22 protein-coding genes are annotated in these 24,191 nt (G+C 55.9%); 7 read left to right on the forward strand and 15 right to left on the reverse strand.

Going from position 1 to position 24,191, the window contains the following annotated elements; genetic code table 11:
- Positions 1–1,071: a tRNA preQ1(34) S-adenosylmethionine ribosyltransferase-isomerase QueA gene (gene queA / locus ABIE11_RS10645; RefSeq protein WP_123429390.1), complete on the reverse strand. Its 1,071-nt coding sequence runs from the start codon at positions 1,069–1,071 to the stop codon at positions 1–3.
- Positions 1,072–1,162: 91 nt separating this feature from the next.
- On the opposite strand from queA, the gene acpH reads away from it, so the two are divergent.
- Together acpH and ABIE11_RS10655 are read left to right on the forward strand one after the other, a co-directional pair.
- Positions 1,163–1,744 carry an ACP phosphodiesterase gene (gene acpH, locus ABIE11_RS10650; RefSeq protein WP_429184468.1) on the forward strand — a complete coding sequence of 194 codons (582 nt, stop codon included), beginning with the start codon at positions 1,163–1,165 and terminating at the stop codon, positions 1,742–1,744.
- 127 nt (positions 1,745–1,871) lie between these two features.
- Positions 1,872–2,474 carry a peroxiredoxin gene (locus tag ABIE11_RS10655; RefSeq protein ID WP_100777435.1) on the forward strand — a complete coding sequence of 201 codons (603 nt, stop codon included), beginning with the start codon at positions 1,872–1,874 and terminating at the stop codon, positions 2,472–2,474.
- Between the two features lie 101 nt (positions 2,475–2,575).
- On the opposite strand, the gene ABIE11_RS10660 is transcribed toward ABIE11_RS10655, so the two are convergent.
- The 8 genes from ABIE11_RS10660 to phoB all read right to left on the reverse strand — a co-directional run bounded on the left by ABIE11_RS10660 (position 2,576) and on the right by phoB (position 13,074).
- Positions 2,576–4,444, reverse strand: coding sequence for an amidohydrolase (locus ABIE11_RS10660; RefSeq protein ID WP_100777436.1), 1,869 nt, complete (start codon positions 4,442–4,444; stop codon positions 2,576–2,578).
- Between the two features lie 21 nt (positions 4,445–4,465).
- Positions 4,466–5,011, reverse strand: coding sequence for an antibiotic biosynthesis monooxygenase (locus ABIE11_RS10665; protein ID WP_429184469.1), 546 nt, complete (start codon positions 5,009–5,011; stop codon positions 4,466–4,468).
- A gap of 55 nt (positions 5,012–5,066) precedes the next feature.
- The gene (locus tag ABIE11_RS10670; protein WP_100777438.1) at positions 5,067–5,708 is read right to left on the reverse strand and encodes a hydrolase; all 642 of its coding nucleotides are present in this window, start codon (positions 5,706–5,708) and stop codon (positions 5,067–5,069) included.
- Between the two features lie 200 nt (positions 5,709–5,908).
- Entirely contained in the window at positions 5,909–7,726 is a 1,818-nt protein-coding gene (gene malZ, locus ABIE11_RS10675) for a maltodextrin glucosidase (protein WP_429184470.1), read from the reverse strand.
- A 160-nt stretch (positions 7,727–7,886) separates the two neighbouring features.
- Positions 7,887–9,260, reverse strand: a complete 1,374-nt coding sequence (gene proY, locus ABIE11_RS10680) for a proline-specific permease ProY (protein ID WP_100777440.1) — start codon at positions 9,258–9,260, stop codon at positions 7,887–7,889.
- 78 nt (positions 9,261–9,338) lie between these two features.
- Entirely contained in the window at positions 9,339–10,658 is a 1,320-nt protein-coding gene (gene brnQ / locus ABIE11_RS10685) for a branched-chain amino acid transporter carrier protein BrnQ (RefSeq protein WP_429184471.1), read from the reverse strand.
- Between the two features lie 409 nt (positions 10,659–11,067).
- Positions 11,068–12,363 carry a phosphate regulon sensor histidine kinase PhoR gene (gene phoR / locus ABIE11_RS10690; protein WP_102104313.1) on the reverse strand — a complete coding sequence of 432 codons (1,296 nt, stop codon included), beginning with the start codon at positions 12,361–12,363 and terminating at the stop codon, positions 11,068–11,070.
- A 21-nt stretch (positions 12,364–12,384) separates the two neighbouring features.
- Positions 12,385–13,074 carry a phosphate response regulator transcription factor PhoB gene (phoB, locus tag ABIE11_RS10695; protein ID WP_095280962.1) on the reverse strand — a complete coding sequence of 230 codons (690 nt, stop codon included), beginning with the start codon at positions 13,072–13,074 and terminating at the stop codon, positions 12,385–12,387.
- Positions 13,075–13,255: 181 nt separating this feature from the next.
- On the opposite strand from phoB, the gene sbcD reads away from it, so the two are divergent.
- The 3 genes from sbcD to ABIE11_RS10710 all read left to right on the forward strand — a co-directional run bounded on the left by sbcD (position 13,256) and on the right by ABIE11_RS10710 (position 18,213).
- The gene (sbcD, locus tag ABIE11_RS10700; RefSeq protein WP_129035479.1) at positions 13,256–14,461 is read left to right on the forward strand and encodes an exonuclease subunit SbcD; all 1,206 of its coding nucleotides are present in this window, start codon (positions 13,256–13,258) and stop codon (positions 14,459–14,461) included.
- A complete protein-coding gene (gene sbcC, locus ABIE11_RS10705) occupies positions 14,458–17,595 on the forward strand; it encodes an exonuclease subunit SbcC (RefSeq protein WP_429184472.1) in 3,138 nt (1,045 codons plus the stop codon). Before sbcD ends, sbcC begins: the two co-directional genes overlap by 4 nt.
- 180 nt (positions 17,596–17,775) lie before the next feature.
- Complete coding sequence (locus ABIE11_RS10710; RefSeq protein WP_429184473.1) at positions 17,776–18,213, forward strand: hypothetical protein; 438 nt, start codon at positions 17,776–17,778, stop codon at positions 18,211–18,213.
- A 293-nt stretch (positions 18,214–18,506) separates the two neighbouring features.
- On the opposite strand, the gene mak is transcribed toward ABIE11_RS10710, so the two are convergent.
- The gene (gene mak, locus ABIE11_RS10715; RefSeq protein WP_429184474.1) at positions 18,507–19,412 is read right to left on the reverse strand and encodes a fructokinase; all 906 of its coding nucleotides are present in this window, start codon (positions 19,410–19,412) and stop codon (positions 18,507–18,509) included.
- A gap of 123 nt (positions 19,413–19,535) precedes the next feature.
- On the opposite strand from mak, the gene rdgC reads away from it, so the two are divergent.
- Entirely contained in the window at positions 19,536–20,450 is a 915-nt protein-coding gene (gene rdgC, locus ABIE11_RS10720; protein WP_100777446.1) for a recombination-associated protein RdgC, read from the forward strand.
- A 54-nt stretch (positions 20,451–20,504) separates the two neighbouring features.
- Here the strand turns inward: rdgC and ppnP are convergent, their stop codons facing one another.
- The 5 genes from ppnP to ABIE11_RS10745 all read right to left on the reverse strand — a co-directional run bounded on the left by ppnP (position 20,505) and on the right by ABIE11_RS10745 (position 23,269).
- A complete protein-coding gene (gene ppnP / locus ABIE11_RS10725; RefSeq protein WP_100777447.1) occupies positions 20,505–20,792 on the reverse strand; it encodes a pyrimidine/purine nucleoside phosphorylase in 288 nt (95 codons plus the stop codon).
- 71 nt (positions 20,793–20,863) lie between these two features.
- Positions 20,864–21,541: an AroM family protein gene (locus ABIE11_RS10730; RefSeq protein ID WP_100777448.1), complete on the reverse strand. Its 678-nt coding sequence runs from the start codon at positions 21,539–21,541 to the stop codon at positions 20,864–20,866.
- A 238-nt stretch (positions 21,542–21,779) separates the two neighbouring features.
- Positions 21,780–21,971 carry a protein YaiA gene (gene yaiA, locus ABIE11_RS10735; RefSeq protein WP_100777449.1) on the reverse strand — a complete coding sequence of 64 codons (192 nt, stop codon included), beginning with the start codon at positions 21,969–21,971 and terminating at the stop codon, positions 21,780–21,782.
- A 44-nt stretch (positions 21,972–22,015) separates the two neighbouring features.
- Complete coding sequence (gene aroL, locus ABIE11_RS10740; protein WP_102104321.1) at positions 22,016–22,540, reverse strand: shikimate kinase AroL; 525 nt, start codon at positions 22,538–22,540, stop codon at positions 22,016–22,018.
- A 270-nt stretch (positions 22,541–22,810) separates the two neighbouring features.
- Positions 22,811–23,269: a YaiI/YqxD family protein gene (locus ABIE11_RS10745; RefSeq protein ID WP_100777451.1), complete on the reverse strand. Its 459-nt coding sequence runs from the start codon at positions 23,267–23,269 to the stop codon at positions 22,811–22,813.
- 97 nt (positions 23,270–23,366) lie between these two features.
- Here ABIE11_RS10745 and proC point away from each other — a divergent pair, with 97 nt between their 5' ends.
- Complete coding sequence (proC, locus tag ABIE11_RS10750; protein ID WP_102104322.1) at positions 23,367–24,176, forward strand: pyrroline-5-carboxylate reductase; 810 nt, start codon at positions 23,367–23,369, stop codon at positions 24,174–24,176.
- The last annotated feature ends 15 nt before the right edge of the window (positions 24,177–24,191 follow it).

Consider the following 24,191-nt stretch of genomic DNA (forward strand, 5'->3'; position numbering starts at 1 on the left):
TCAGTCCCCGACACGCTCATTCAAAGCCTGCGGATTGTACGTGATAAACATCGCGTCCCCGTAGCTAAAAAAGCGATAATTTTGTTCTACCGCAGCCTTATAGGCGTTCATTGTATGCTGATAACCGGCAAACGCCGACACCAGCATAATCAAAGTCGATTCAGGCAGATGGAAGTTCGTCACCAGCGCATCGATCACTTTGTATTGATAGCCTGGGTAAATAAAGATTTGCGTGTCGCCAAAGAATGGCTCAATCAGGTCGGTTTTGGCCGCCTGCGCCGCGCTTTCCAGCGAACGAACGGAGGTCGTGCCGACCGCAATCACGCGGTTGTTGCGCGCTTTGGCGGCGAGCACAGCGTCGACCACCTCTTGCGGCACTTCCGCGTATTCGGAGTGCATGATGTGGTCTTCGATAGAATCCACGCGCACCGGCTGGAACGTCCCCGCGCCGACGTGCAGCGTGACAAACGCCATCTCGATGCCTTTCTCGCGCAGTTTTTCCAACAGCGGTTCATCAAAATGCAAACCGGCAGTCGGTGCAGCAACGGCGCCGGGTTTTTCGCTGTAGACCGTCTGGTACAGCTCGCGGTCGGCGTCTTCGTCCGGGCGGTCGATGTACGGCGGCAGCGGCATGTGGCCGATGGCGTTCAGAATATCCAGCACCGGGCGTTCGTCGTTAAACTCGACTTCAAACAGCGCGCCGTGACGGGCCGTCATGGTGGCGTTGATGCTTTCGTCATCACCCAGCAGCAGCTCAGCGCCCGGCTTCGGCGCTTTGGAGGCGCGAATATGTGCCAGAATACGTTTGTCATCGAGCATACGTTCGACCAGCACTTCAATCTTGCCGCCGCTGGCTTTGCGGCCAAACAGACGCGCCGGGATCACGCGGGTATTGTTAAAAACCAGCAGATCGCCAGGGTTGAGCTTATCGAGCAGATCGGTGAAAGTACCGTGCGTCAGCGCGCCCGTTGGCCCGTCCAGCGACAGCAAGCGGCAACCACTGCGCTCCGGCTGCGGATAGTGGGCAATCAGGGATTCAGGTAATTCAAAGGAGAAATCGGCGACGCGCATGACTTATACTCGTGACTTAAAAACAGGCGGCTTAGTCTAGTGCTCACACCTCTTTGCTGCAACAACTAGCCGTATCCGGATACCAAAACGCATGAATTTTCTCGCACACCTGCACCTCGCCCACCTCGCCGACAGCTCACTTTCGGGCAATTTGCTGGCCGATTTTGTTCGCGGCAACCCGGCAGACGACTATTCCGAGGAGGTGGTGGAGGGTATTTTCATGCATCGTCGCATCGATGTGTTGACCGATAACCTGCCGGAAGTGACAGAGGCGAAGACGTGGTTTCGCCCAGAAACCCGCCGCGTGGCGCCGATTACGCTGGATGTGATGTGGGATCATTTTCTCTCGCGCCACTGGTCACAACTCTCACCCGAGCTGCCGCTGCCGGAATTTGTACGCTATGCCCATTCGCAGGTGGCGCTAATTCTGCCCGACTCGCCGCCGCGCTTTGTCAATCTGAACGACTATCTGTGGTCCGAACGCTGGCTTGAGCGTTACAGCGAGATGGAATTTATTCAGCGCGTGCTGAACGGTATGGCGAGCCGCCGTCCACGGCTGGATGCCCTGCGCGACTCCTGGCAGGATCTGGATACCCATTACGACGCGCTGGAGACCCGTTTCTGGCAGTTTTATCCGCGCATGATGGCGCAGGCGAAAAACAAACAACTTTAATAGAAGTGTGATTGATAGGTAAAAACTGGCTGAACGATTGTCAGCGCCTCTTTGTCTTAATGCTGAACACTCTCTATACTGGCCCGCGTTGCGTTCCAAATAACCTTAGTTACTACAGGAGAATCACATGGTTCTGGTCACTCGTCCGGCTCCGGATTTTACAGCTGCAGCCGTTCTCGGCAACGGTGAGATCGTTGAAAACTTCAATTTCAAACAGCACACCAACGGTAAACCTACCGTTCTGTTCTTCTGGCCAATGGACTTCACTTTCGTTTGCCCGTCTGAACTGATCGCATTCGACAAACGTTACGAAGAGTTCCAGAAACGTGGCGTTGAAGTTGTGGGTGTTTCCTTCGACTCCGAATTTGTACACAACGCATGGCGTAACACCCCTGTCGACAAAGGCGGCATCGGTGCAGTGAAATACGCAATGGTTGCGGACATCAAACGCGAAATCCAGCAGGCGTACGGTATCGAACATCCGGACGCTGGCGTTGCACTGCGCGGCTCCTTCCTGATCGACGCGAACGGCATCGTGCGTCACCAGGTAGTGAACGATCTGCCACTGGGTCGTAACATCGACGAAATGCTGCGTATGGTTGACGCGCTGCAGTTCCACGAAGAGCACGGCGAAGTGTGCCCGGCTCAGTGGGAAAAAGGTAAAGAAGGCATGAACGCGTCTCCAGACGGCGTGGCTAAATACCTGACTGAAAACGTCTCCAGCCTGTAATCGGCACGGATGATAAAAAAGGCTCGCTTAGGCGAGCCTTTTTGTTTTCTCTGCTACCTGCGCCGGGAGTGACCTTCGCCCTACCCGGCCTCATCATCAGGTTAAAACGCGAAACACGAGCAGCCCAGTACGCCCCAGAAAGCCTGGTCATCCGATACCGGAATACCCGACTGGCGTGCAATACCGTGCTGGTGCCCATGCACTCCGCAGCTGCCGATGCACTGATGCATCTGCACAACGGCTCCGACATTTGAGGCCACTGGCGGCGCTGAGCGGTAATGCCCCGGCACTTTCACCACTGGCGACCACTCCGGCAGAACCGGGATCGGCGGCGGCGACAGCGGACTAAACTGTCCGGCGGCGTACACCACTTTGCCATCCACTACCGTCAGAACCGACTCGATGCCTTTGATCTCCTCTTCCGGCACGCTGAAGTAGTCTTTCGACAGAACCACCAGATCCGCAAGCTGCCCTGCCACGATGCGGCCTTTCTTACCCTGCTCGCTGGAGAACCACGCGCTGCCTGCCGTCCACAATTCCAGTGCGATATCACGCGGCAGTCGGTTACTGTCGTCATACATCGACAGCCCGCCCACGGTGCGACCGGAGACCAGCCAGTACAGCGCCGTCCACGGGTTATAGCTCGCCACACGGGTGGCGTCGGTGCCTAAGCCCACAGGCACGTCCAGCTCCAGCATTTTCGCGACCGGCGGCGTGTGTTTCACCGCCTCTTTGCCGTAACGATCGACAAAATACTCGCCCTGGAACGCCATGCGATGCTGTACCGCAATCCCGCCGCCCAGCGCTTTTACGCGCTCGATGTTACGCTCGGTGATGGTTTCCGCGTGATCGAAGAACCAGTGCAGGCCGTTAAACGGTATGTCGCGGTTCACCTTTTCGAACACGTCCAGCATCCGGCTGATAGATTCGTCGTACGTGGCGTGAAGACGGAAAGGCCAGCGCTGCTCCACCAGATGACGCACCACGCGCTCCAGCTCGTCTTCCATCCCCTCAGGCAGATCCGGGCGCGGCTGCAGGAAATCTTCAAAATCCGCCGCCGAGAAGACCAGCATTTCCCCCGCCCCGTTGGCGCGATAGAAATCGGTGCCTTGTCCCGGTTTGAGCATATCGGTCCAGCGTTCGAAATCTTCCAGCTCCTGCTTTGGCCGCTGGGTAAAGAGGTTATAGGCGATGCGAATCGTCATCTGCTCTTTGGCGTGCAGCTCTTCGATGATTTCGTAATCTTCCGGGTAATTCTGGAAGCCGCCACCCGCATCAATCGCGCTGGTTAACCCTAAGCGGTTAAGCTCACGCATAAACTGGCGCGTCGAATTCACCTGCTGTTCCAGCGGCAGTTTTGGCCCTTTCGCCAGCGTGGAATAGAGGATCATCGCGTTCGGTTTGGCGATCAGCATCCCGGTGGGGTTGCCGTTATTATCACGGACGATTTCACCGCCCGGCGGGTTTGGCGTCTCTTTGGTGTAGCCGACCGCTTTAAGCGCTGCGCGGTTCAGCAGCGCGCGATCGTAGAGATGCAGCACAAACACCGGTGTGTCCGGTGCCGCGTCGTTCAGCTCCTGGATCGTCGGCATCCGCCGTTCGGCAAACTGGAATTCGCTCCAGCCGCCCACCACGCGCACCCACTGTGGCGTCGGGGTGCGATCGGCCTGCTCTTTCAGCATCCGCAGGGCATCGGCCAGCGACGGCACGCCTTCCCAGCGCAGCTCAAGGTTGTAGTTCAGCCCGCCGCGAATCAGGTGCAGGTGCGAATCGTTGAGACCGGGGATCACCGTGCTCCCTTTCAGATCGACAATTTGCGTCCCTTCGGTGGCGTAACTCATCACCCGGTCGTGATTGCCGGTGGCGAGGATCTTGCCGTTGGCAATGGCCACCGCCTCAGCGAGCGGATTTTCACGATCAAGGGTATGGATCTGACCTTTGGTTAAGATCAGTGTGGCAGTTTGAGACATAACGTACTCCTTTGAGCCGGATCAGGCTTTTTTCAGCCATCCGGCGAACAGGCGGGTCACCATGGGCATCCACAACCAGACCACCAGCGCGACCACACAAGCATCGTTAAGCAAATGCAGGAATAAAGACCCTTTCAGGCCTGGAAGCAGCGCGCCGGTCAATTGCGGTACGACGAGCGTGCTGGGGAAAATCACCATCAGCGTCATCAGAAACTGTTTCCACTGTTTCGGCTTGCGCACATGCGTCTCCGGCGGCGTAAACCAGAACGCGGCCTCGGTGCGCACTTCCGTTTTATCCCCTTCGGCCAGCAGCGGTTCAATCTCTTTGACCAGCACTGAACGGGTATCGGACTGCGTCCAGGCATAGAGGTGTTCGAGGGTGTCGAAGCGGATAATGACCGTCCACAGATCTTGCCCTTCCGTCGGGCGAATCACGTTCGCGCCGAGGTGTCCGGGAAATTCTGCGGCCACGGGCATGATTTTGCCCAGCCACTGTTCGTATCGCGCCGTCTGTCCGGCCAGCAGGGTATGGGTGATCACCAGCGTCACATGTGAATTTTGCGCCATGAGAGTATCCAGGTCTGATGAAAATGGCGGGTTCAATCAACCCGCCGGGAGGGATTTACGCTTTACGCTCAGGCGCGCCGTGAACCAGGGTATAGGCATAATCGACGCCCATCCCGTACGCTCCGCTGTGCTCACGCACCAGATCCATTACCGCGTCGTAAGTCTCTTTGCGAGACCAGTCGCGCTGGTACTCCAGCAGTACCTGCTGCCAGGTCACCGGAACGGCACCGGCCTGCACCATACGGTCGATAGCACGCTCATGAGCATCGACGGAAGTGCCGCCCGAGGTGTCAGTTACCACATAGACTTCGAAGCCCTCATCCAGCGCCATCAGCGCCGGGAAGGTCAGGCACACTTCGGTCCACAGGGCCGAGATGATGAGTTTTTTGCGGCCCGTTGCTTTGACTGCCGCAACAAACGCATCATCTTCCCAGGAGTTCATCGAGGTGCGTTCAATCGGTTTCACATCCGGGTGAACGGCCAGTAATTCCGGCCAGATATAACCGCTAAAACTTTTAGTTTCGACCGAGGTGTAGATAACCGGCACATCAAATATTTTGCCCGCTTTCGCCAGTGCAACCGTATTATTCTTAAGCAGTTGGCGGTCAATATTCGCCACACCAAACGACATTTGCGGCTGGTGATCAATAAAAATAAGCGTGGAGTTTGATGGGTCAATCAGTTCGCGGATAGACATAAATGTACCTTTTAATCAATACGTTAAAAGAAAACTAAATGTGTGCGATATGTGGTCGGGCCCTGACTGATAAAGCAAATTGAGTATAGCGAGAATTGATTGACGGGATATTAAAGATATTTGTCCGCTCTGTTTAATTTAACCGAACGACTTTGGGGAATATTCTGCAACGGGCAGCGTATGCCCGTTGCAGCAAGGGGCTAATTACCGAACCAGACCGTGGCAGAAATGGCAGGCAGAGACAACACGCCCTCCTGGATATCCCCTTTGCCCTCTTTCAGTAACCAGGTCTGGAGATTGAGCAACGGAGAGTCGTCCAGCACCACCTCACAGGCCTCCCCGCGGTTAATCGCCACCAGCACGCGCTGCTGGTTATAGACGCGGGCAAACACCACCACGTTGTCGTGGGCATAGACCACCTGACAGCCGCCGTAGCGCAGCGCCTGGCTGTGCTTACGCAGTTTCGCCAGGCGCTGATAGAGTGCCAGCAGGTTTTTGTCCTGTTTCTCACTCTCCCACGGGAAGGTTTTGCGGCAGAACGGATCGTTGTTGCCATCCAGACCCACTTCATCACCGTAGTAGATGCACGGTACACCCGGCCAGGTAAAGAGCCAGGTGACCGCCAGCGGCAGGCGCGCCACATCTTTACCTAACAGCGATTTAAAGCGCGCGGTATCGTGGCTGTCGAGCTGATTAAACATCCGCAACTGCTGCTGATGGGACAGACTTGCGCGATAGTTATTCATCCACGCCACGCAGGTCTGGGCATCGATGTGCTGCGGATCGTAAGAGATATCGGTATTGGCGAGGAATCCCCATACGGGGAAGGTAAATCCACGGTAGTTCATCGCCGCGTCTTCCGCATCGGCCTGTAGCCACTGGCGCGCATCGCCAAAATGCTCGCCAAACACAAAGGCCTCAGGCTGCGCGGCCTTGGCCGCCTGGGTAATGCCGGTTACGTGCTGAAGATTGTTCCGCGCGCCGCCCGCTTCACCAAGCATATGCACCACGTCCAGACGCCAGCCGTCCATGTTCCACGGCGCTTTCAGCCAGTGGCGCACGATGCTGTCTTCGCCGCCGTAGATTTCGTCAACCAGCGTTGGGGACTGAAAATCGAGTTTCGGCAGGCTCGGATAGCCCAGCCAGTCGAGCGCCCGTCCCTCTTCGTTAAAACTGTACCAGTCGCGCTGGGCAGATTCCGGATTGTGACAGGCGCCGCCCGTGGCGCGATTGTGGCGGTCAAACCAGGCGTGGGAATCCCCGCTGTGGTTAAACACGCCGTCGAGAATCAGGCGCATCCCTTCACGGTGCGTATTCTCCCGCAGGCGCAGCAGCGCTTCGTCGCCGCCAAACTGCTCGTCGACGTGGCGATAATCTTCCGTATCGTATTTATGCACGCTCGGGGCTTTAAACACCGGATTGAGGTATAGCGCCGTTACCCCCAGTTTTTTCAGGTACGGCAGTTTTTCGCTGATCCCGTCCAGATCGCCGCCGTAAAATGTCGATCCACCGGCCTGCGCCGTCAGCGGTTCATCCCAGCTTTTACGGATAATGTCGTGGCCCGCCGCATGGTGGAAATAGACCTGATCCTGATCGGCCGTTCGCTGCTGGCTGCGGGCAAAGCGGTCAGGGAAGATCTGGTAGAAGACCTGGTCGTACACCCACTGCGGGCCGTTGTCCGGGTAATCGACGGCAAACTGCTCCAGCCGTGCGGGTGGGAAACGGCTAAAGCCCTGCGGGGTAAACCACAGCTGGCGGTTATTCCACAGCAGCTTAAAGCTGTAGCGACGGCGCGGCTGGCCCTGGGACAGATCAATGGTGGCTCGCCAGGCGGTGGCGCCCGGCTGCGGCTGCGTGCGCTGTTTATGCATGGTCAGCGCCGTCTCTTCGTTATCCACTTCGGCGCGCAGCATGACGCGCTCCGGCTGATTTTCTCCCGTCAGCCACAGCGTAATCACTAAGTTGTCTTTGTTTTGCTTAACAAATGGGGCAACCGGAAGGTGCCAGGCGTTCAACATCACGTATCCCCTTTGATGAAATTGAGGCCACCTTGCCACAGCGTAATGGAGGATAACTCATCATGAAAAGGTTTATTGGGGGAGGAGGTGGAGGGAGGAGGCGTTTTACCACGAAAAGCGTGTTTGCCGGGTAAGCAGAGCGCCACCCGGCATTTTTATGTTACTGCGCTTCAGCCAGCTGGCGCTCGCGGCGGCGTTTAAACGCCCATCCCACCAGCAGCAGAACAATCCACGCAAAGCCCACGTACAGGGAGATACGGGTGTCCGGGTGATAGCCAATCAGCCCGATGATAAAGACCAGGAAAATCAGGCCAACGACCGTGGTCGCGACGCCGCCCGGCACTTTAAATTTCAGCGCTTTCACCTCTTCCGGCGGCAGACGGCGGCGGAACGCAATCTGCGAAATCAGAATCATGATCCACACCCAGACCGTCGCAAAGGTCGCCAGAGACGCAATCACCAGGAAGACGTTTTCCGGCATGATGTAGTTCAGATAGACCGAGAGCAGCAGCGCGACGGTCATCACCATCACCGTGACCCACGGCGTACCGCGACGAGAGGTTTTCGCAAACACTTTCGGCGCGTTACCCTGCTCTACCATGCCATGCAGCATACGCCCTACGCCGAAAACGTCGCTGTTAATGGCGGAGAACGACGCCGTGAGCACGACAAAGTTCAGGATACTGGCGGCAAACGCGATGCCCAGGTGCTGGAAGGTCAGCACAAACGGACTGCCGTTAGTCCCGACCTGATTCCATGGATAGATGGACATAATCACAAACAGCGTGCCCACGTAGAACACCAGAATACGCATCGGCACCGAGTTGATGGCGCGCGGAATGGATTTCTCCGGGTCTTTGGCCTCACCCGCGGTGATACCGATAATTTCGATACCGCCATAGGCAAACATCACCATCTGCAGCGACATCACCATCCCCAGCCAGCCGTTGCTGAAGAACCCGCCGTTACTCCACAGGTTGTGGATGCCGGTCGGTTGCCCGCCGTTGCCAATCCCCCAGATGATGATGCCAAAGCCCGCCACAATCATGATGATAATCGTCGCCACTTTGAAGAAGGAGAACCAGAACTCCAGCTCACCGAAGACCTTCACGCTCATCAGGTTGATGGCGCAGATGATCAGCACCACGCTCAGCACCCAGATCCAGTGCGGCACCAGCGGGAACCAGACGCCCATATAGATGCCGAACGCCGTCACGTCGGCTATCGCCACGATCAGGATTTCGAAACAGTAGGTCCAGCCGGTAATGTAGCCCGCCAGCGGGCCGAGGTTTTCCTGGGCATAGCGCGAGAAAGAGCTAGCTGACGGATTGTGTACCGACATTTCACCCAGCGCGCGCATGATGATATAGGCCGCGACGCCGCCGATAATGTACGCCAGCAGCACGCTGGGTCCGGCCATTTTGATGGCATCTGCCGAGCCATAAAAAAGGCCTGTCCCGATTGCCGAGCCAAGCGCCATGAAACGAATGTGGCGGGTACTTAGCCCACGTTTGAGTTTGTTCGTGCTTTCCATTTAAATCTTGCCATTCAACTCGAAAAAAACAAAAAACCACGGGGCCATAAGCCCCGTGGTTAAACAATTTGTCGTTGATTAATGCGCGCTGGAAGTCACCTGACGCCCTGCTGCACGGTCCCAGATAATAGCCAGAACCAGTGCGACAACGGTCGGCATTAACCAGGCCAGGCCTTGCTCTGACAGCGGCAGACGCTGTGTCCAGGCTGGCAGGATCCCACCGAATGCGGATGCTTTAATCCCGTCAAGGATACCAAAAAGCAGGCTGATAAACATCGTTGGGGCAATAATTCGCGAGGAATTGTTCCACCAGGGACGGGTAAAGCTCAGCACCACCAGCACGATACACGGCGGATAAATCGCGGTCAGCACAGGAATGGAGACCTGAATCAGGTGGCTCAGACCAAGGTTAGAAACCGCCATTGAGAAGCCGCCGAGGATGAACACCAGCGTGCGGTAGGACAGCGGAATATACTGGGCGAAGAACTCTGCACAGGCGCAGGTCAGGCCAACAGCCGTCACCAGACAGGCCAGGAAAATCAGTACCGCCAGCAGGAAGCTACCCGCTCCGCCGAAGGTGTGCTGAACGTAAGCATGGAGGATCGCCGCGCCGTTCGCGTTTTGATCGACCAGCGTCGCGCTATCAGAGCCCAGACGGAACAGCGCCAGATACAGCAGCGTCAGACCGACGCCCGCCATCAGGCCAGCCCAGATGGTGTAGCGGGTCAGCAGACGCGCTTCGGTTACACCGCGAGAGCGCGCGGCGTTAACGATGACGATACCAAAGACCATCGCGCCCATGGTGTCCATGGTCAGATAGCCGTTCACAAAGCCGTTCGAGAAGGCCGCGGTTTTGTAGACGTCCAGCGACTCGCTGATCGGGCCTGCTGGCCACATGATGGCCGCAACGGCCAGCACGATCAGCGCAAGAATTTTCATTGGCGCGAGGAAGTTACCCACGGTATCCAGCAGTTTGCCCGGATAGAGGGAGACCAGAATCACCAACGCGAAGTAGACCAGGCTGTAAATCAGCAGCGGCAGCGCGCCGTCACCGGTCAGGGGGGCAATCCCCACTTCGAAGGAGACTGTTGCGGTACGCGGGGTCGCAAACAGTGGGCCCACCGCCAGATAGCACACGGTTGCCAGCAGAACGCCCGCCACTTTACCGATCGGGGTGCTGAGGCTGTCCACGCCGCCGCCGACTTTCGCCAGCGCGATCACGGTCAGAACCGGAAGACCGACCGCAGTAATCAGGAAGCCAATCGCCGCTGTCCAGACGTGTTCACCCGCCTGCAGGCCAACCATAGGAGGAAAAATGATGTTACCTGCGCCGACGAACAGCGCAAAAGTCATAAAGCCCAGCGCGATGATGTCACGCGATTTTAAATGATGGGTCATAGAACCTTACTGCCTGTGGATGTGGTGTTGAAAACGTTGAGATTTTCGCCATCCCAAAGGGGACGATACAGCGGAAAATTTACTCAATTTCAGCGGGATATGCTCCCGTCATGCCGTGGCGAAGAATAGTTTTTCGATTTACCACGTAAATACAGTCGGTATGACAGTATATGGGGCGCAATTTAAACGCTTATAACGTTTAAAGGCAAGGAGGGATCTGAAAACCAGAACAATATGCCAGCATGAAAATTTAGACCAGAACAATCCTCTAAGGTTAAGAAAAACTCATGGCTAATCATGCGAACAAAAAAGCAACAGCCGTATAAAATTCATTCACGTTTCGCTTGACTGCAAAGCAAACAGGCCAGCATACGCTGGCCTGTGGAAAGGAGCGCTGACACACACGTCGTCAGGCACTTTTTTTGGCAATTAAACGTTCCGGGATAACAAAACTGAAGCGCGTGCCTTTGCCCGGCGTACTCTGAATATCGAGGCGGCTGTCGTGGTGATTCACGGCGTGCTTAACAATCGCCAGCCCCAGCCCGCTGCCGCCGGTCTGCCGCGAACGCGCTTTATCCACGCGATAGAAACGCTCGGTCAGACGCGGAATATGCTCCGGTCCAATCCCCGGCCCGTTGTCCTCGACGCTAAACTCCGCCCCCGTCGGGACGCGCTGCCAGCGCACAATAATTTGCGTGCCCTCTGGCGTATGGTTCACCGCGTTATAGACCAGGTTTGAAATCGCGCTGCGCAGTTCGTCCTCGCTGCCGAGCACCTTCAGACTGCTGTCCAGCTCGAAAGTGAACTGGTGCCTTTTGTGGCTCAGGGTCTGGGCTTCCCGCTCAACCACCCGCAGCATCATCGGCACGTCGATGGTTTCATTCATCGCCAGCGTCGGTGCCGCTTCAATTTTTGACAGGGTAAGCAGTTGCTTCACCAGCCCTTCCATGCGATGCGTTTGCTCGCGCATGGTGTGCAGCGCTTTCTCCCGCGGCGCCCCCTCCAGGGTCTGCTCCTGCATCATCTCCAGATACCCCTGCAGCACCGTCAGCGGCGTGCGCAGCTCGTGGCTGACGTTGGCAAAGAAGTTACGCCGCGCCCCTTCAAGCTGGTGCATCTGGGTCACATCGCGCGCCACCATCAGCCACTGCTGATCGCTGTACGGCATCACGCGAAACTCAAGATGACGGCCATTGTTCAGCACCAGATTATGCGGGCGGGTAAAGTCGCGTTTTTTCAGATAAAGGGTGAATTCAGGATAACGCAGGAGGTTAAGGATATTCTGGCCGTTATCGTCCGGCCAACGCAGCCCCAGCAGCTGTTGTGCCAGGCCATTACACCAGAACATCGTCCCTTCTTCGGTGGTCAGAATCACCGCATCCGGCAGCGATTCGGCGCCGCTGCGAAAGCGTTTGATCAGGCTTCCAAGCTCACGACGGCGCTTTTTATTTCGCATCTGCATCTGATGCAAGCCGTAAAGCAACGGCTCCCAGCTGCCGCTACCGGGCGGTGGCGTCATGCTGCGATCGACCCACAGCCACCAGGAGAGACGCAGTAAATTCCAGAAATGCCAGACCAGCAGGCCGGTCACTGCCGCCAGTAAAAACCACGGCAGATAACCAAAAATCGCCCCCAGAATGGCGGCGGGAATACAACATAAGATCAGTTCAAAAACGAGCCTTTTCCATGACAGACGTTCCAGCACGCGTCACACTCCTGTCATTGTTCAGAAACGGGTCGAAAAACGATAACCCGTACCGCGGACCGTCTGCACCATACGATCGTGGCCGCTGTGTTCCAGCGCTTTACGCAAGCGGCGAATGTGGACATCGACCGTCCTGTCTTCGACATAGACGTTAGTCCCCCAGACGTTATTCAGCAACTGTTCACGGCTGTAGACGCGTTCCGGGTGAGTCATAAAGAAGTGCAAAAGTTTGAATTCTGTCGGGCCCATATCCAGCGGGTTTTCGCCGGTCATCACGCGATGTGAGGTTGGGTCGAGGCTTAACCCCTGCATTTCGATCACCTCTTCCACCGCCATCGGCGAAATACGGCGCATGACGGCTTTGATACGCGCCACCAGCTCTTTCGGCGAGAACGGCTTGGTGATGTAATCATCCGCGCCGGTCTCAAGACCGCGCACGCGATCTTCCTCTTCACCGCGCGCCGTCAACATCACCACCGGGATATCGCGGGTCATCGCTTCGCGTTTAATGTGCTTGATAAATTGCAGGCCAGAACCGCCGGGCAACATCCAGTCAAGCAGAATCAAATCGGGCCAGGGTTCGTTGAGTTGATTCACCGCGCTGTCATAATCTTCCGCCTCAACCGGCTGGAAGCCATTTTGTTCGAGCACGAAGCACACCATTTCGCGAATCGGAGCTTCATCTTCTACGACCAGAATACGTCTCGCCATACTTTGCCCTGTCTTATTAAAGTATCAGTTTGTAATGCGGCGCCATTATGCGTCAGATTTATGACAGATTTATGAAAAACATTACCACCATGAATGGCAAACTGTTGTTTTATTACAGCGGTTATTTTCCAGCCCCTGAAAGCTTATAATCCCCTTCACCCTTTTTTGCCATGGAACTGTTATGCGCATACTCCACACCTCGGACTGGCATCTGGGGCAAAATTTTTACAGCAAAAGTCGCGCCGCCGAACATGAAGCGTTCCTGAACTGGCTGCTGGAGACGGCGCAGTCGCAGGAGGTGGATGCGATCATCGTTGCCGGGGACATTTTTGATACCGGCTCGCCGCCGAGCTATGCGCGTGAGCTGTATAACCGCTTCGTGGTCAATCTGCAGCAAACAGGCTGCCATCTGGTGATCGTCGCGGGCAACCACGATTCCGTCGCCACGCTCAACGAATCCCGCGATATTCTTGCGTTTCTGAATACCACTGTAGTGGCAAACGCCGGACATGCCCCGCAAATCCTCAAAAAACGCGACGGAACGCCAGGCGCCGTGCTTTGCCCGATTCCTTTTTTACGCCCGCGTGACATCGTTCAGAGCCAGGCAGGGCTTTCCGGCGGCGAAAAACAGCAGCATCTGCTGCAGGCCATCACGGACTATTATCACCAGCAGTACGCCGAGGCCTGTGCGCTGCGCGGTGATGCGCCGCTGCCGGTCATTGCCACCGGGCATCTGACCACCGTCGGTGCCAGCAAAAGTGACGCGGTGCGCGAGATTTATATTGGTACGCTGGATGCGTTCCCGGCACAGAATTTCCCGCCAGCGGATTACATCGCGCTCGGCCACATTCACCGCGCGCAGATCATTGGCGGCTGCGAGCATATCCGCTACTGCGGCTCACCGATCTCCCTCAGCTTTGATGAAACCGGAAAAGGCAAAAGCGTGCATCTGGTGAGTTTTGCCGAGGGCAAACTGAGCGCAGTCGAGACGTTAACCGTACCGGTGACACAACCGCTGGCGATGCTCAAAGGCGATCTGGCCGCCATTTCTGCGCAGCTTGAACAGTGGCGCGGCGTGGAACAGTCGCCTCCCGTCTGGCTGGATATTGAAATCAGCACCGATGAATATCTGCACGACATGCAGCGCAAAATCCAGACCCTGACCGACGATCTGCCTGTAGAGGTATTGCTGGTGCGCCGCAGCCGCGAACAGCGCGAGAAAATTCTCTTAAGCGCGCAGCGCGAAACCCTCAGCGAATTAAACGTGGAAGAGGTATTTGAGCGACGCCTGGCGCAGGAAGCGCTGGACGACGCACAGCGCACGCGCCTCAACGAACTCTTTACCCAGACCCTGCACGCGCTGCATGACGAGGAAAACAACGCATGAAAATTCTCAGCCTGCGTCTGAAAAACCTCAACTCCCTGAAGGGCGAGTGGAAAATCGACTTCACCGCCGAGCCGTTTGCCAGCAACGGCCTGTTTGCTATAACGGGCGCGACCGGTGCGGGTAAAACGACCCTGCTCGATGCCATCTGCCTGGCGCTGTACCACGAGACGCCGCGTCTGAACACGGTGTCGCAATCGCAAAACGATCTCATGACCCGCGACACGGCGGAGTGCCTCGCCGAAGTGGAGTTCGAAGTGAAAGGCGTGGCCTATCGCGCATTCTGGAGCCAGAACCGCGCCCGTAACCAGCCGGACGGAAACTTACAGGCACCGCGCGTGGAGCTTGCCCGGTGCGAAGACGGCAAAATTCTCGCCGATAAGGTGAAAGATAAACTCGATCTGACCGCCTCCCTGACCGGGCTGGATTATGGCCGTTTCACCCGTTCGATGCTCCTGTCCCAGGGGCAGTTCGCGGCGTTTTTAAATGCCAAACCCAAAGAGCGCGCCGAGCTGCTGGAAGAGCTGACCGGCACCGAGATCTACGGCCAAATCTCCGCCATGGTGTTTGAAAAACACAAAACGGCAAGAACCGAGCTGGAGATGCGCGAAGCGCAGGCGGCAGGCGTGGTGCTGCTGAGCGAAGAACAGCAACAGCAGCTCCATCAGGGTTTGCAAGCACTGACTGACGAAGAAAAAACGCTGCTCAGTGAACAGCAAAACCGCCAGGCACAACATCAGTGGCTGGTGCGCAGCGAAGAGCTGGCGCGTGAACAGCTACGTGCGCAATCGGCGCATCAACAGGCGTTACAGGCACAGGCCGACGCCCAACCGGAACTGCTTAAACTGCAGCAGGCGCAACCTGCGCTGGCGCTGCGCCCGCTCTGGGACCGTCAGCAAGAGCAGGCGTCAACGCTCACCCGCACGCAGCAGCAGATTGCCGAAGTAAATACTCGCTTACTTTCACGCAAGGGCCAGCGGGCGCGGATCCGTAACGGTGCAATGCGTGAGGCAGAGCGGCTCCAGTCACAGCACAAATCGCTCGCCAGCTGGATCGACGAAAACAGCCACTTCGGTCTGTTGAGCCAGCACATTGGCGGCTGGCGCGCGCTATTTACCCAGCAGCAGCGGGATAAATCTCAGGCTGCGGCGCTGGGTAAGCGTCTGACTGAACTGCAACAAAAACTGGCCGCGCTGCCACTCACTCCCCTGACGCTATCCGCAGAAGAGACCGCCCAGGCGTTAGAGCATCAGGTGCAGTATCGCCCGACGCGTCAGCGTCTCGCCACTCTGCATGCCCGCTATCAGCCGCTGCAAAAAAGGCTGTTACAGATGCGGGCAACGCAGGAAAAAGACCTGGCCGCGCAGGCCACGCTTGATCAAACCCTGGCTGCGCGGCGCCAGCAGTACAAAGAGAAAAACCAGCACTATCTGGATCTGAAAACCCTGTGCGAACAGGAAGCGCTGATCAAGGGTCTGGAGGCGCACCGCGCCAGCCTCGAGGCGGGTAAACCCTGCCCGCTGTGCGGTGCAACCGAACATCCCGCCGTGGCGCAGTATCAGGCGCTGGAGGTTAGCGCTAACCAACGTCGCCGCGATGAACTGCACGCCGAAGTGAAACGGCTTGAAGAAGAGGGACTCTTGCTGCGCGGACAGCTAAAAGCGCTGGTAGACCAGCGTGAGCGCGAAATCGCAGAAACCCTGACGCTCACTCAGGAGGAGCAAGCGCTCACACAGGAGTGGCAGTCGGTGTGCGCATCACTGAAGGCGAGCCTGAACATTCAGGAAGATATTGCCCCCTGGCTGGAGGAGCAGGAACAGTACGAGCGCCAGCTATATCAGCTCAGCCAACGTCTGGCCTTGCAGAATCAGCTCAACGAACTGGAACAGCAGATTCACCAGATTCAGCAGCAGGTTGATACCCAGCGCCAGACCTTGCTGAGCGCATTAATGCCGCTCGCTCTCACCGCGCCGCAAGAGGGCGAAGAGAGCGCGTGGCTGGCACTGCGTGAAACCGAATCGAATGAGTGGCAGGAAAAACAGAAGCAGCTCACGGCCCTTCAGGAACAAATGAACGCCCTGATGCCGCTTCTCGACACGCTGCCCGCATCCGAAGATGAAACGGCGGACGAGCCGGTCCCCGACAACTGGCGCGAAATTCACAACGACTGCATCTCCCTGCAAAGCCAGCTCGCCACCCTGCAACAGCAGGAGCAGAGCGATCGCGAGCGTCTGGCACAGCTGCAAACCCAGTTTGCTACTGCGCTCCAGGAGAGCAGTTTTGCCAGTGAAGCCGCGTTCCTTGCCGCACTGCTTGATGTCGATACCGTGCGCAAGCTGGAACAGCTGAAACATACGCTGGAACAACAGCTCCAGCAATCTTCTGCGCTGGCCTTACAGGCGGATCAGCAGCGTCTGGAGCATATGGAAAAGCAACCGGAAGCGCTGCCGGAGGATTTGGACGTACCGGCATTGCAGGCGCAATTACAGCAACTGGCACAGCAGCTGCGCGAAAATACGACGCGTCAGGGCGAGATCCGCCAGCAGCTGAAGCAGGATAGCGATAACCGTCTTCATCAGCAGGGCTTGATGCAGCAGATTGAAGAAGCCGCGCGTCTTGCGGATGACTGGGGATATCTGAACGCGCTGATCGGTTCCAGCACCGGCGACCGGTTCCGTAAATTTGCTCAGGGGCTGACCCTCGACAATCTGGTGTGGCTGGCCAACCAGCAGCTTAACCGCCTGCACGGGCGCTATCTGCTGCAACGCAAGGCCAGCGATGCGCTGGAGCTGGAAGTGGTCGATACCTGGCAGGCCGACGCCGTGCGCGATACGCGCACCCTCTCCGGCGGGGAGAGTTTCCTGGTGAGTCTTGCGCTGGCGCTGGCGCTGTCAGATCTGGTGAGCCATAAAACGCGAATAGATTCCCTGTTCCTTGATGAGGGCTTTGGGACGCTGGACAGCGAAACGCTGGATACGGCGCTGGATGCGCTCGATGCCCTGAACGCCACGGGCAAAACCATCGGCGTCATCAGCCATGTCGAGGCGATGAAAGAGCGCATACCGGTGCAGATCAAAGTGAAGAAAATTAACGGGCTGGGGTACAGCAAGTTAGACAGAGCCTTTGCGGTGGAGTAAGCGCGATCACTGGGGGCTTTCCGGCCCCCATTCTTTTATGTCAGGGGATGACAAATCGCAAAAAGTGTGACGGCGATCAAAAAGCCATTTTCAATATTACTTACCCTATGGCGACGTTTTTCGCTCCCATAAGATATTTCTAACTCGCATATTACCCACCGTTCCGTTGTGGTTGATTTCTTGTTTCTTATTATCTGGCTTATTCAGGTCAGTGGATATTATTTCACTGGTCGGGAGCAACATTTGACTGAGGGCTTTATGCGCTATTTGCTTCCTGTGTTATTACCAATTGCTCTGGCTGGTTGTGCAACGGTATCCACCACTAAAACTATTCAGGTCACACCACAACCCGGCGCCGATCATATTGTTGTAGATACTAATGCCACCGCACGCTGCAAAGATATTCTGTTTATTATCACCTGCAAAGTGAATCTAGACATGACGCCGGTTGGGGTGAGGGAAAATGCGCCCGCAACGGCATCCGTTGCAGCGCCAGCACCTGCCGCCAACGAAACCGTGGCAACCCGACTGGAAGAACTGGATAAGTTAAAGTCTCAGAAACTTATTAGTACCAAAGAATACCAGGCAAAACGTACTGAGATTTTGAGAGGCTTATAATGAAAAAAACAGGTTATATTTCGTTGGTGATTGCCGCTTTCTTATTACAAGGCTGTGTCAATATCGGCACGTCAAAATCCGTTTCTATTCCGGTTAATCCATCGCAGAAAAGCATGCTAGTGACCAGCACCGCGACCGTTCACTGCAAAGATTATTTCATCTTCTTTAAATGCAATATCGATGTAAACACACAGTCCATGTAAACCTATTTATCAGCAACGCTTATCATTCCTGATAAAATAAAAAGCCTGACGTTTACATCAGGCTTTTTCACAGCCGAATACTATGGACGATCAGTTAGGCCACAACCACGCCGCGCCGCGCACGCCGCTGGAATCACCGTGCACCGCTTTGCGGATCGGCGTTTCGCATTCACCGCCGAAGACCCACTGCTTCACCAGCTGCGGAACCGTGGTGTAGATACGGTCGACGTTGCTCATCCCGCCGCCCAGCACGATCACATCCGGATCGAGAATGTTCACCACGTGCGCCAGAGATTTTGCCAGGCGCATTTCATAGCGGCTCAGCGCCAGTTCGGCCACCGCATCCTGCTCTTCTACCAGACGCATAATTTCGTTGCCCTTGAGCGGTTGTCCGCTCAGGCGACGGTAGTCGGTGGCAAATCCGGTCCCGGAGATGTAGGTTTCGATACACCCCTGTTTGCCGCAATAGCATGGCACTTCGGCGCGGTATTTCAGTTCGTCTTCGTCCATCCACGGCAGCGGATTGTGCCCCCACTCGCCCGCCGTCCCGTTGCCGCCGATATGGGCGCGACCGTTGAAGGCCACGCCTGCACCGCAGCCGGTGCCGATAATGACCGCAAACACGGTCTGTGCGCCCGCCGCCGCGCCGTCAATCGCTTCGGAGACAGCAAGACAGTTGGCGTCATTTGCCAGCCGCACTTCGCGGTTCAGGCGCGCGCTCAGATCTTTATCAAACGGCTGACCGTTGAGCCATGTGGAGTTCGCGTTTTTTACCACGCCAGTGTATGGCGAAATCGAGCCTGGAATCCCCATCCCAACCGAGCCGGTCTGCCCTGTGGCTTTTTCCGCCATTTCCACCAGCTGTGCGATGGTTTCGATAGTCTGCTGGTAGTCGTCACGCGGCGTCGGAAGACGATGTCTAAAGAGTTGCTCGCCACGATCGCTCAGCGCAATGACTTCTGTTTTGGTGCCGCCCAAATCAATACCAATACGCACAGGACTCTCCTCATTATTTTGATTATCAACAGAGTAGAAGCAGGCTACCCGATTAGCAATGCAAGCACTGCCACAATTCGTTATCATGCCCGCTGATTTAACGACAAGGCCGTGGAAATTATCATGCTGTGGTTCAAAAATTTGATGGTTTACCGTCTCAGCCGCGACGTTTCGCTGCGTGCGGAAGAGATGGAAAAACAGTTAGCCGCTTACACCTTTACCCCATGCGGTAGCCAGGATATGGCAAAAACCGGTTGGGTTTCTCCGATGGGTTCTCAAAGCGATGCGCTGACCCACTCGACAACCAATGGTCAAATCATTCTTTGCGCGCGTCAGGAACAGAAAATCCTGCCGTCACCGGTGGTGAAGCAGGCGCTGGAAGCGAAGATCTTCAAGCTGGAGGCTGAACAGGGCCGCAAGCTGAAAAAAACGGAAAAAGATTCCCTGAAGGATGAAGTGCTGCACTCTCTGCTGCCTCGCGCCTTTAGTCGATTCAGCCAGACCATGATGTGGATCGACACCGTGAACGGTCTGATCATGGTGGACTGCGCCAGCGCCAAGAAAGCAGAAGATACGCTGGCTCTGCTGCGTAAGAGCCTGGGCTCGCTGCCGGTGGTTCCGCTGGCGATGGAAAATCCGATTGAACTGACCCTCACCGAATGGGTTCGCAGCGGCAGCGCGGCGCAAGGTTTCCAGCTGCTGGACGAAGCCGAGCTAAAAGCGATCCTCGAAGATGGCGGTGTGATCCGCGCGAAGAAGCAGGATCTGGTCTGCGACGAAATCGCAGTCCATATCGAAGCCGGCAAACTGGTGACCAAGCTGGCACTCGACTGGCAGCAGCGCATTCAGTTCGTGATGTGCGACGATGGCTCGATTAAGCGTCTGAAGTTCTGCGATGAGTTGCGCGATCAAAACGAAGATATCGATCGTGAAGATTTCGCCCAGCGTTTTGATGCGGACTTCATCCTGATGACGGGTGAGCTGGCGGCATTGATTCAGAATCTGGTGGAAGGTTTAGGCGGCGAAGCGCAGCGCTAAATTCTCAAATCAGAGAAGCAGGCCGGGTCAGCGTCAACGCTACCCGGCCTTTTTTTATTTCAGATAACGGCACAGATAAGAGGTTGGCTCTGCAACCTGCAGGTTGAACTCGCTGTGGCCAGGGACGTTGAAGACTTCTCCGGCGGTGTACGCCTTCCATTCGGTTTCGCCAGGCAACAGCACGTTCAGCGCGCCGCTAATCACCGTCATCTCTTCAGGCTCTGCGGTACCAAAGGTATATTCCCCTTCAGCCATAACGCCCACACTGGCACGGCCAGTACTGCTGCTGGTAAAACCAATGGATTTCACTTTACCGGAAAAGTATTCGTTACTCGAAAGCATGAACTGGCCCTTATGTCTTTGGATAAAAATCCACTATAGGGGCCATCCTCCGTGCCTGTCACGCAAAATCATCAGGCCAGTAATTCAGACGCCAGACGGGTTACCAGAACGTTCGAGAGCAGCACCGGTACATCGAGGGCTTTTTGCAACAAATCACGATGTCGCTGATGAAAACCGAGACAATCGAGCATCAAAACGTCAGCGCCCTGCTCCAGCAGTTCACGTCCTGCTGATATCAGTTTGGCTTCGCTATCCCAGATCGGATTTGCCAGCGCAAACAGCGGCGGTTTTTGCAGGACTTTCCACTTCGCTATCTGGTTCTCCAGCAGCTCTGCAATCGGCACGATTACCCCGACCTGATGCCCGTCGACAATCGAGGCCACCAGCGGAGGAATAATCCGCATCGGTTCAAGGAGGATAGCGTTTCGTGCCATAAGACCCGAAATCGGGGCAGTGCTCATTAACAGGATGACGTCATATCCTTGATTATCGAGCACTTCGATCACGCCCTGTAAAGCACGCTCGATTTTGTGATGTGAAACATGCGCGAGTTTACCGTCGCTTAACAATGTCGGCAGGGTCACCTCATTATCTGCAGGTGCGTAGTCTTCCATGACCTCTTCCCGACTCATCTTGCCGAGCAGGCTAAGATGGGTGATTTGCTGTTCGGAGACATGCTCAGTTAAGAGCGGTAACACTTCGCTGACAGGGACCACCCCGATGGTGAGGATCGCCAATGTTGCCTTCATCGTTTTCGCCTTTCTTCACTACCATTGCGATAATACAGGCACAAGCTCAATACGCTGCGCGGTTCTTGTTTCAGCTTAAACAGGTCAAAAGCGTAGCAGCATATCCCTACACCGAAATGTAAAGATCCAACGCCCGGTCTGAATCTCACTGTAATAACTAAATATTAACCCCCACTTAACATTCACGCTGAGTTAAAAGTGTGATTCAGGCACGGTTGTTATCGATTTCAGATTTGTATCAGGACTTTTCAGGATCTTCGTAGCGGCGCTTGGCATCCAGCGCTTCCTGCTCAGTTTCATGTTCGCTGATCAGGGAGTCCGGCTTTGGGTGGTCCGCACGCAGTTGATACCAGGTCACGGTTTGGGCACCGGTGCCTTTTTCAATAGTGACAATGCGCGCTTCACGTGGGTATGGCGGTCTGGTTGGCATAGTTCATCCTTTTTTAACGGCTAAACTATGAGTATAGACGCCTGCTAGCTGGCGCAAGCCAAACGCAGGGCGGTAACAATCTGATTTACGACCTGTTCCGGCGACTGTGCGGCGTCGATCACGTGGTGCGCCGCTTCGCGATACAGGGCGTCGCGTTCGGCGAGGATCTCGCTCACCTCTTCGCTGATTGGTTTCCCGGTCAGCGTCGGGCGTTGCCCCTCTTCCGGGAATGCTTCCAGGCGCTCCACCAGCGTAGACACGGGCGCGCACAGGTAAATCACAATCCCTTTCTCGCGCATAAACTGGCGATTACGCTCTGCGAGGATAATGCCGCCGCCGGTAGCAATGATGGTAGACGGTGCGGTTACCGCTTCCAGCGTGTCGCTTTCACGCGCGCGGAAACTTTCCCAGCCTTCTTTTTCGACAATCTCGGCAATGGTCTGGCGGGCCTGAGTTTGCAGCCAGTGATCGGTATCGACAAACTGGCTCTGACTGACACGCGCCAGTTCAAGGCCGACGGTCGTTTTGCCGCAGCCACGGGGGCCAACTAAAAAGATGGGTTGGGTCATAGCCAGGTGTTCCCCTTGATACCGCATGGTTGCGGTGTGTAATGTCGAAAAACGAGCAATAATACCATTAAACTAGTACGCAAGGTAACTGTAAAAATAGGATTACAACAAGATTATGTTTGTATGACAGAGAGCGTCTGGCGTGCTTTTAACGCTTGTTCTCTGTAAAGAAATTATTGCATGAGCGGGTACGTCAACTTTACTGTAAAGTACCAGGCAATGACAACCCTGCGGTTGCCACACTATATCACAAAACAGCAATGCTTATCATTACGCAGTACGGCGCTTCACTTCCAGCAGCCATTTATCCAGCTCCGCGGCGAACTGCTGGCGGTCACGCTGCGAGAGCGAATCTGGCCCACCGGTCTGCACACCGCTGGCCCGCAGGGTATCCATAAAATCACGCATGGTCAGCTTTTGGCGGATCGTCGCCGGTGAGTAGCGTTCACCGCGCGGATTCAGCGCCGCTGCACCTTTCTCCAGCACCTCAGCCGCCAGAGGAATATCGGCAGTAATCACCAAATCCTCAGGGCTGCACAGGCGCACAATTTCGTTATCTGCCACGTCAAACCCGGCCGGAACGCGCATTGAACGGATAAATTTCGACGGCGGAATACGCAGATTCTGGTTTGCCACCAGCGTTAGCGGCATCTGCACGCGCTCAGCCGCGCGGAATAAAATCTCTTTAATGACATTCGGACACGCATCCGCATCCACCCAAATCGCCATACTTTCTCCCCTGGATGACATTGGTGGCTATTGTCGCCTGCTTTTCGTTGTTAAGCTATAAATCAGAACTCACAACGGATAATAACGGAGAGACGTGATGGACAAAAAAATCGGTTTTATCGGCTGCGGCAATATGGGAAAAGCCATTCTCGGCGGTCTGATTGCCAGCGGTCAGGTATTGCCAGGGCAGATTTGGGTCTATACCCCGTCACCGGATAAAGTTGCCGCGCTGCATGATGAATACGGCATTAATGCCGCCGAAAGCGCACAGGATGTCGCACAGATTGCCGACATCGTCTTTGGCGCCGTTAAACCTAACATCATGATTAAAGTGCTGAGCGACATCACCTCCAGCCTGAACAAAGACACTCTGGTGGTCTCCATTGCGGCAGGCGTGACCCTCGATCAGCTGGCACGCGCCCTGGGCCACGACCGAAAAATTGTCCGCGCGATGCCGAACACGCCGTCGCTGGTCAATGCGGGAATGACCTCCGTGACGCCTAACGCGCTGGTAACAGCAGAAGACGTGGCCGATGTGCTGAACATTTTCCGCTGCTTTGGCGAAGCAGAAGTGATTGCCGAATCGATGATCCATCCGGTGGTGGGCGTCAGCGGTTCCGCGCCTGCGTATGTGTTCATGTTTATTGAAGCGATGGCCGATGCCGCCGTGCTCGGCGGGATGCCGCGCGCGCAGGCTTACAAATTTGCCGCGCAGGCGGTAATGGGCTCCGCCAAAATGGTGCTGGAAACGGGTAAACATCCAGGCGAACTGAAAGACATGGTTTGTTCTCCGGGCGGCACCACCATTGAAGCCGTGCGCGTTCTCGAAGAGCGCGGATTCCGCTCGGCGGTGATTGAAGCGATGAATAAGTGCATGGAAAAATCAGAGAGTCTCAGCAAATCCTGATGACGCGAGCCGGGC

Origin of the sequence: Lelliottia sp. 489, assembly GCF_050435885.1 — a bacterium.
In the GTDB taxonomy this organism is placed as follows: Bacteria; Pseudomonadota; Gammaproteobacteria; order Enterobacterales; family Enterobacteriaceae; genus Enterobacter; species Enterobacter nimipressuralis.

Bases quoted from the DNA above. Each gene is read 5' to 3' on its own strand.
- queA (WP_123429390.1), bottom strand. From the start codon at position 1,071: ATGCGCGTCGCCGATTTCTCCTTTGAATTACCTGAATCCCTGATTGCC.
- acpH (WP_429184468.1), top strand. From the start codon at position 1,163: ATGAATTTTCTCGCACACCTGCACCTCGCCCACCTCGCCGACAGCTCA.
- ABIE11_RS10655 (WP_100777435.1), top strand. From the start codon at position 1,872: ATGGTTCTGGTCACTCGTCCGGCTCCGGATTTTACAGCTGCAGCCGTT.
- ABIE11_RS10660 (WP_100777436.1), bottom strand. From the start codon at position 4,444: ATGTCTCAAACTGCCACACTGATCTTAACCAAAGGTCAGATCCATACC.
- ABIE11_RS10665 (WP_429184469.1), bottom strand. From the start codon at position 5,011: ATGGCGCAAAATTCACATGTGACGCTGGTGATCACCCATACCCTGCTG.
- ABIE11_RS10670 (WP_100777438.1), bottom strand. From the start codon at position 5,708: ATGTCTATCCGCGAACTGATTGACCCATCAAACTCCACGCTTATTTTT.
- malZ (WP_429184470.1), bottom strand. From the start codon at position 7,726: ATGTTGAACGCCTGGCACCTTCCGGTTGCCCCATTTGTTAAGCAAAAC.
- proY (WP_100777440.1), bottom strand. From the start codon at position 9,260: ATGGAAAGCACGAACAAACTCAAACGTGGGCTAAGTACCCGCCACATT.
- brnQ (WP_429184471.1), bottom strand. From the start codon at position 10,658: ATGACCCATCATTTAAAATCGCGTGACATCATCGCGCTGGGCTTTATG.
- phoB (WP_095280962.1), bottom strand. From the start codon at position 13,074: ATGGCGAGACGTATTCTGGTCGTAGAAGATGAAGCTCCGATTCGCGAA.
- sbcD (WP_129035479.1), top strand. From the start codon at position 13,256: ATGCGCATACTCCACACCTCGGACTGGCATCTGGGGCAAAATTTTTAC.
- sbcC (WP_429184472.1), top strand. From the start codon at position 14,458: ATGAAAATTCTCAGCCTGCGTCTGAAAAACCTCAACTCCCTGAAGGGC.
- rdgC (WP_100777446.1), top strand. From the start codon at position 19,536: ATGCTGTGGTTCAAAAATTTGATGGTTTACCGTCTCAGCCGCGACGTT.
- ppnP (WP_100777447.1), bottom strand. From the start codon at position 20,792: ATGCTTTCGAGTAACGAATACTTTTCCGGTAAAGTGAAATCCATTGGT.
- ABIE11_RS10730 (WP_100777448.1), bottom strand. From the start codon at position 21,541: ATGAAGGCAACATTGGCGATCCTCACCATCGGGGTGGTCCCTGTCAGC.
- yaiA (WP_100777449.1), bottom strand. From the start codon at position 21,971: ATGCCAACCAGACCGCCATACCCACGTGAAGCGCGCATTGTCACTATT.
- aroL (WP_102104321.1), bottom strand. From the start codon at position 22,540: ATGACCCAACCCATCTTTTTAGTTGGCCCCCGTGGCTGCGGCAAAACG.
- ABIE11_RS10745 (WP_100777451.1), bottom strand. From the start codon at position 23,269: ATGGCGATTTGGGTGGATGCGGATGCGTGTCCGAATGTCATTAAAGAG.
- proC (WP_102104322.1), top strand. From the start codon at position 23,367: ATGGACAAAAAAATCGGTTTTATCGGCTGCGGCAATATGGGAAAAGCC.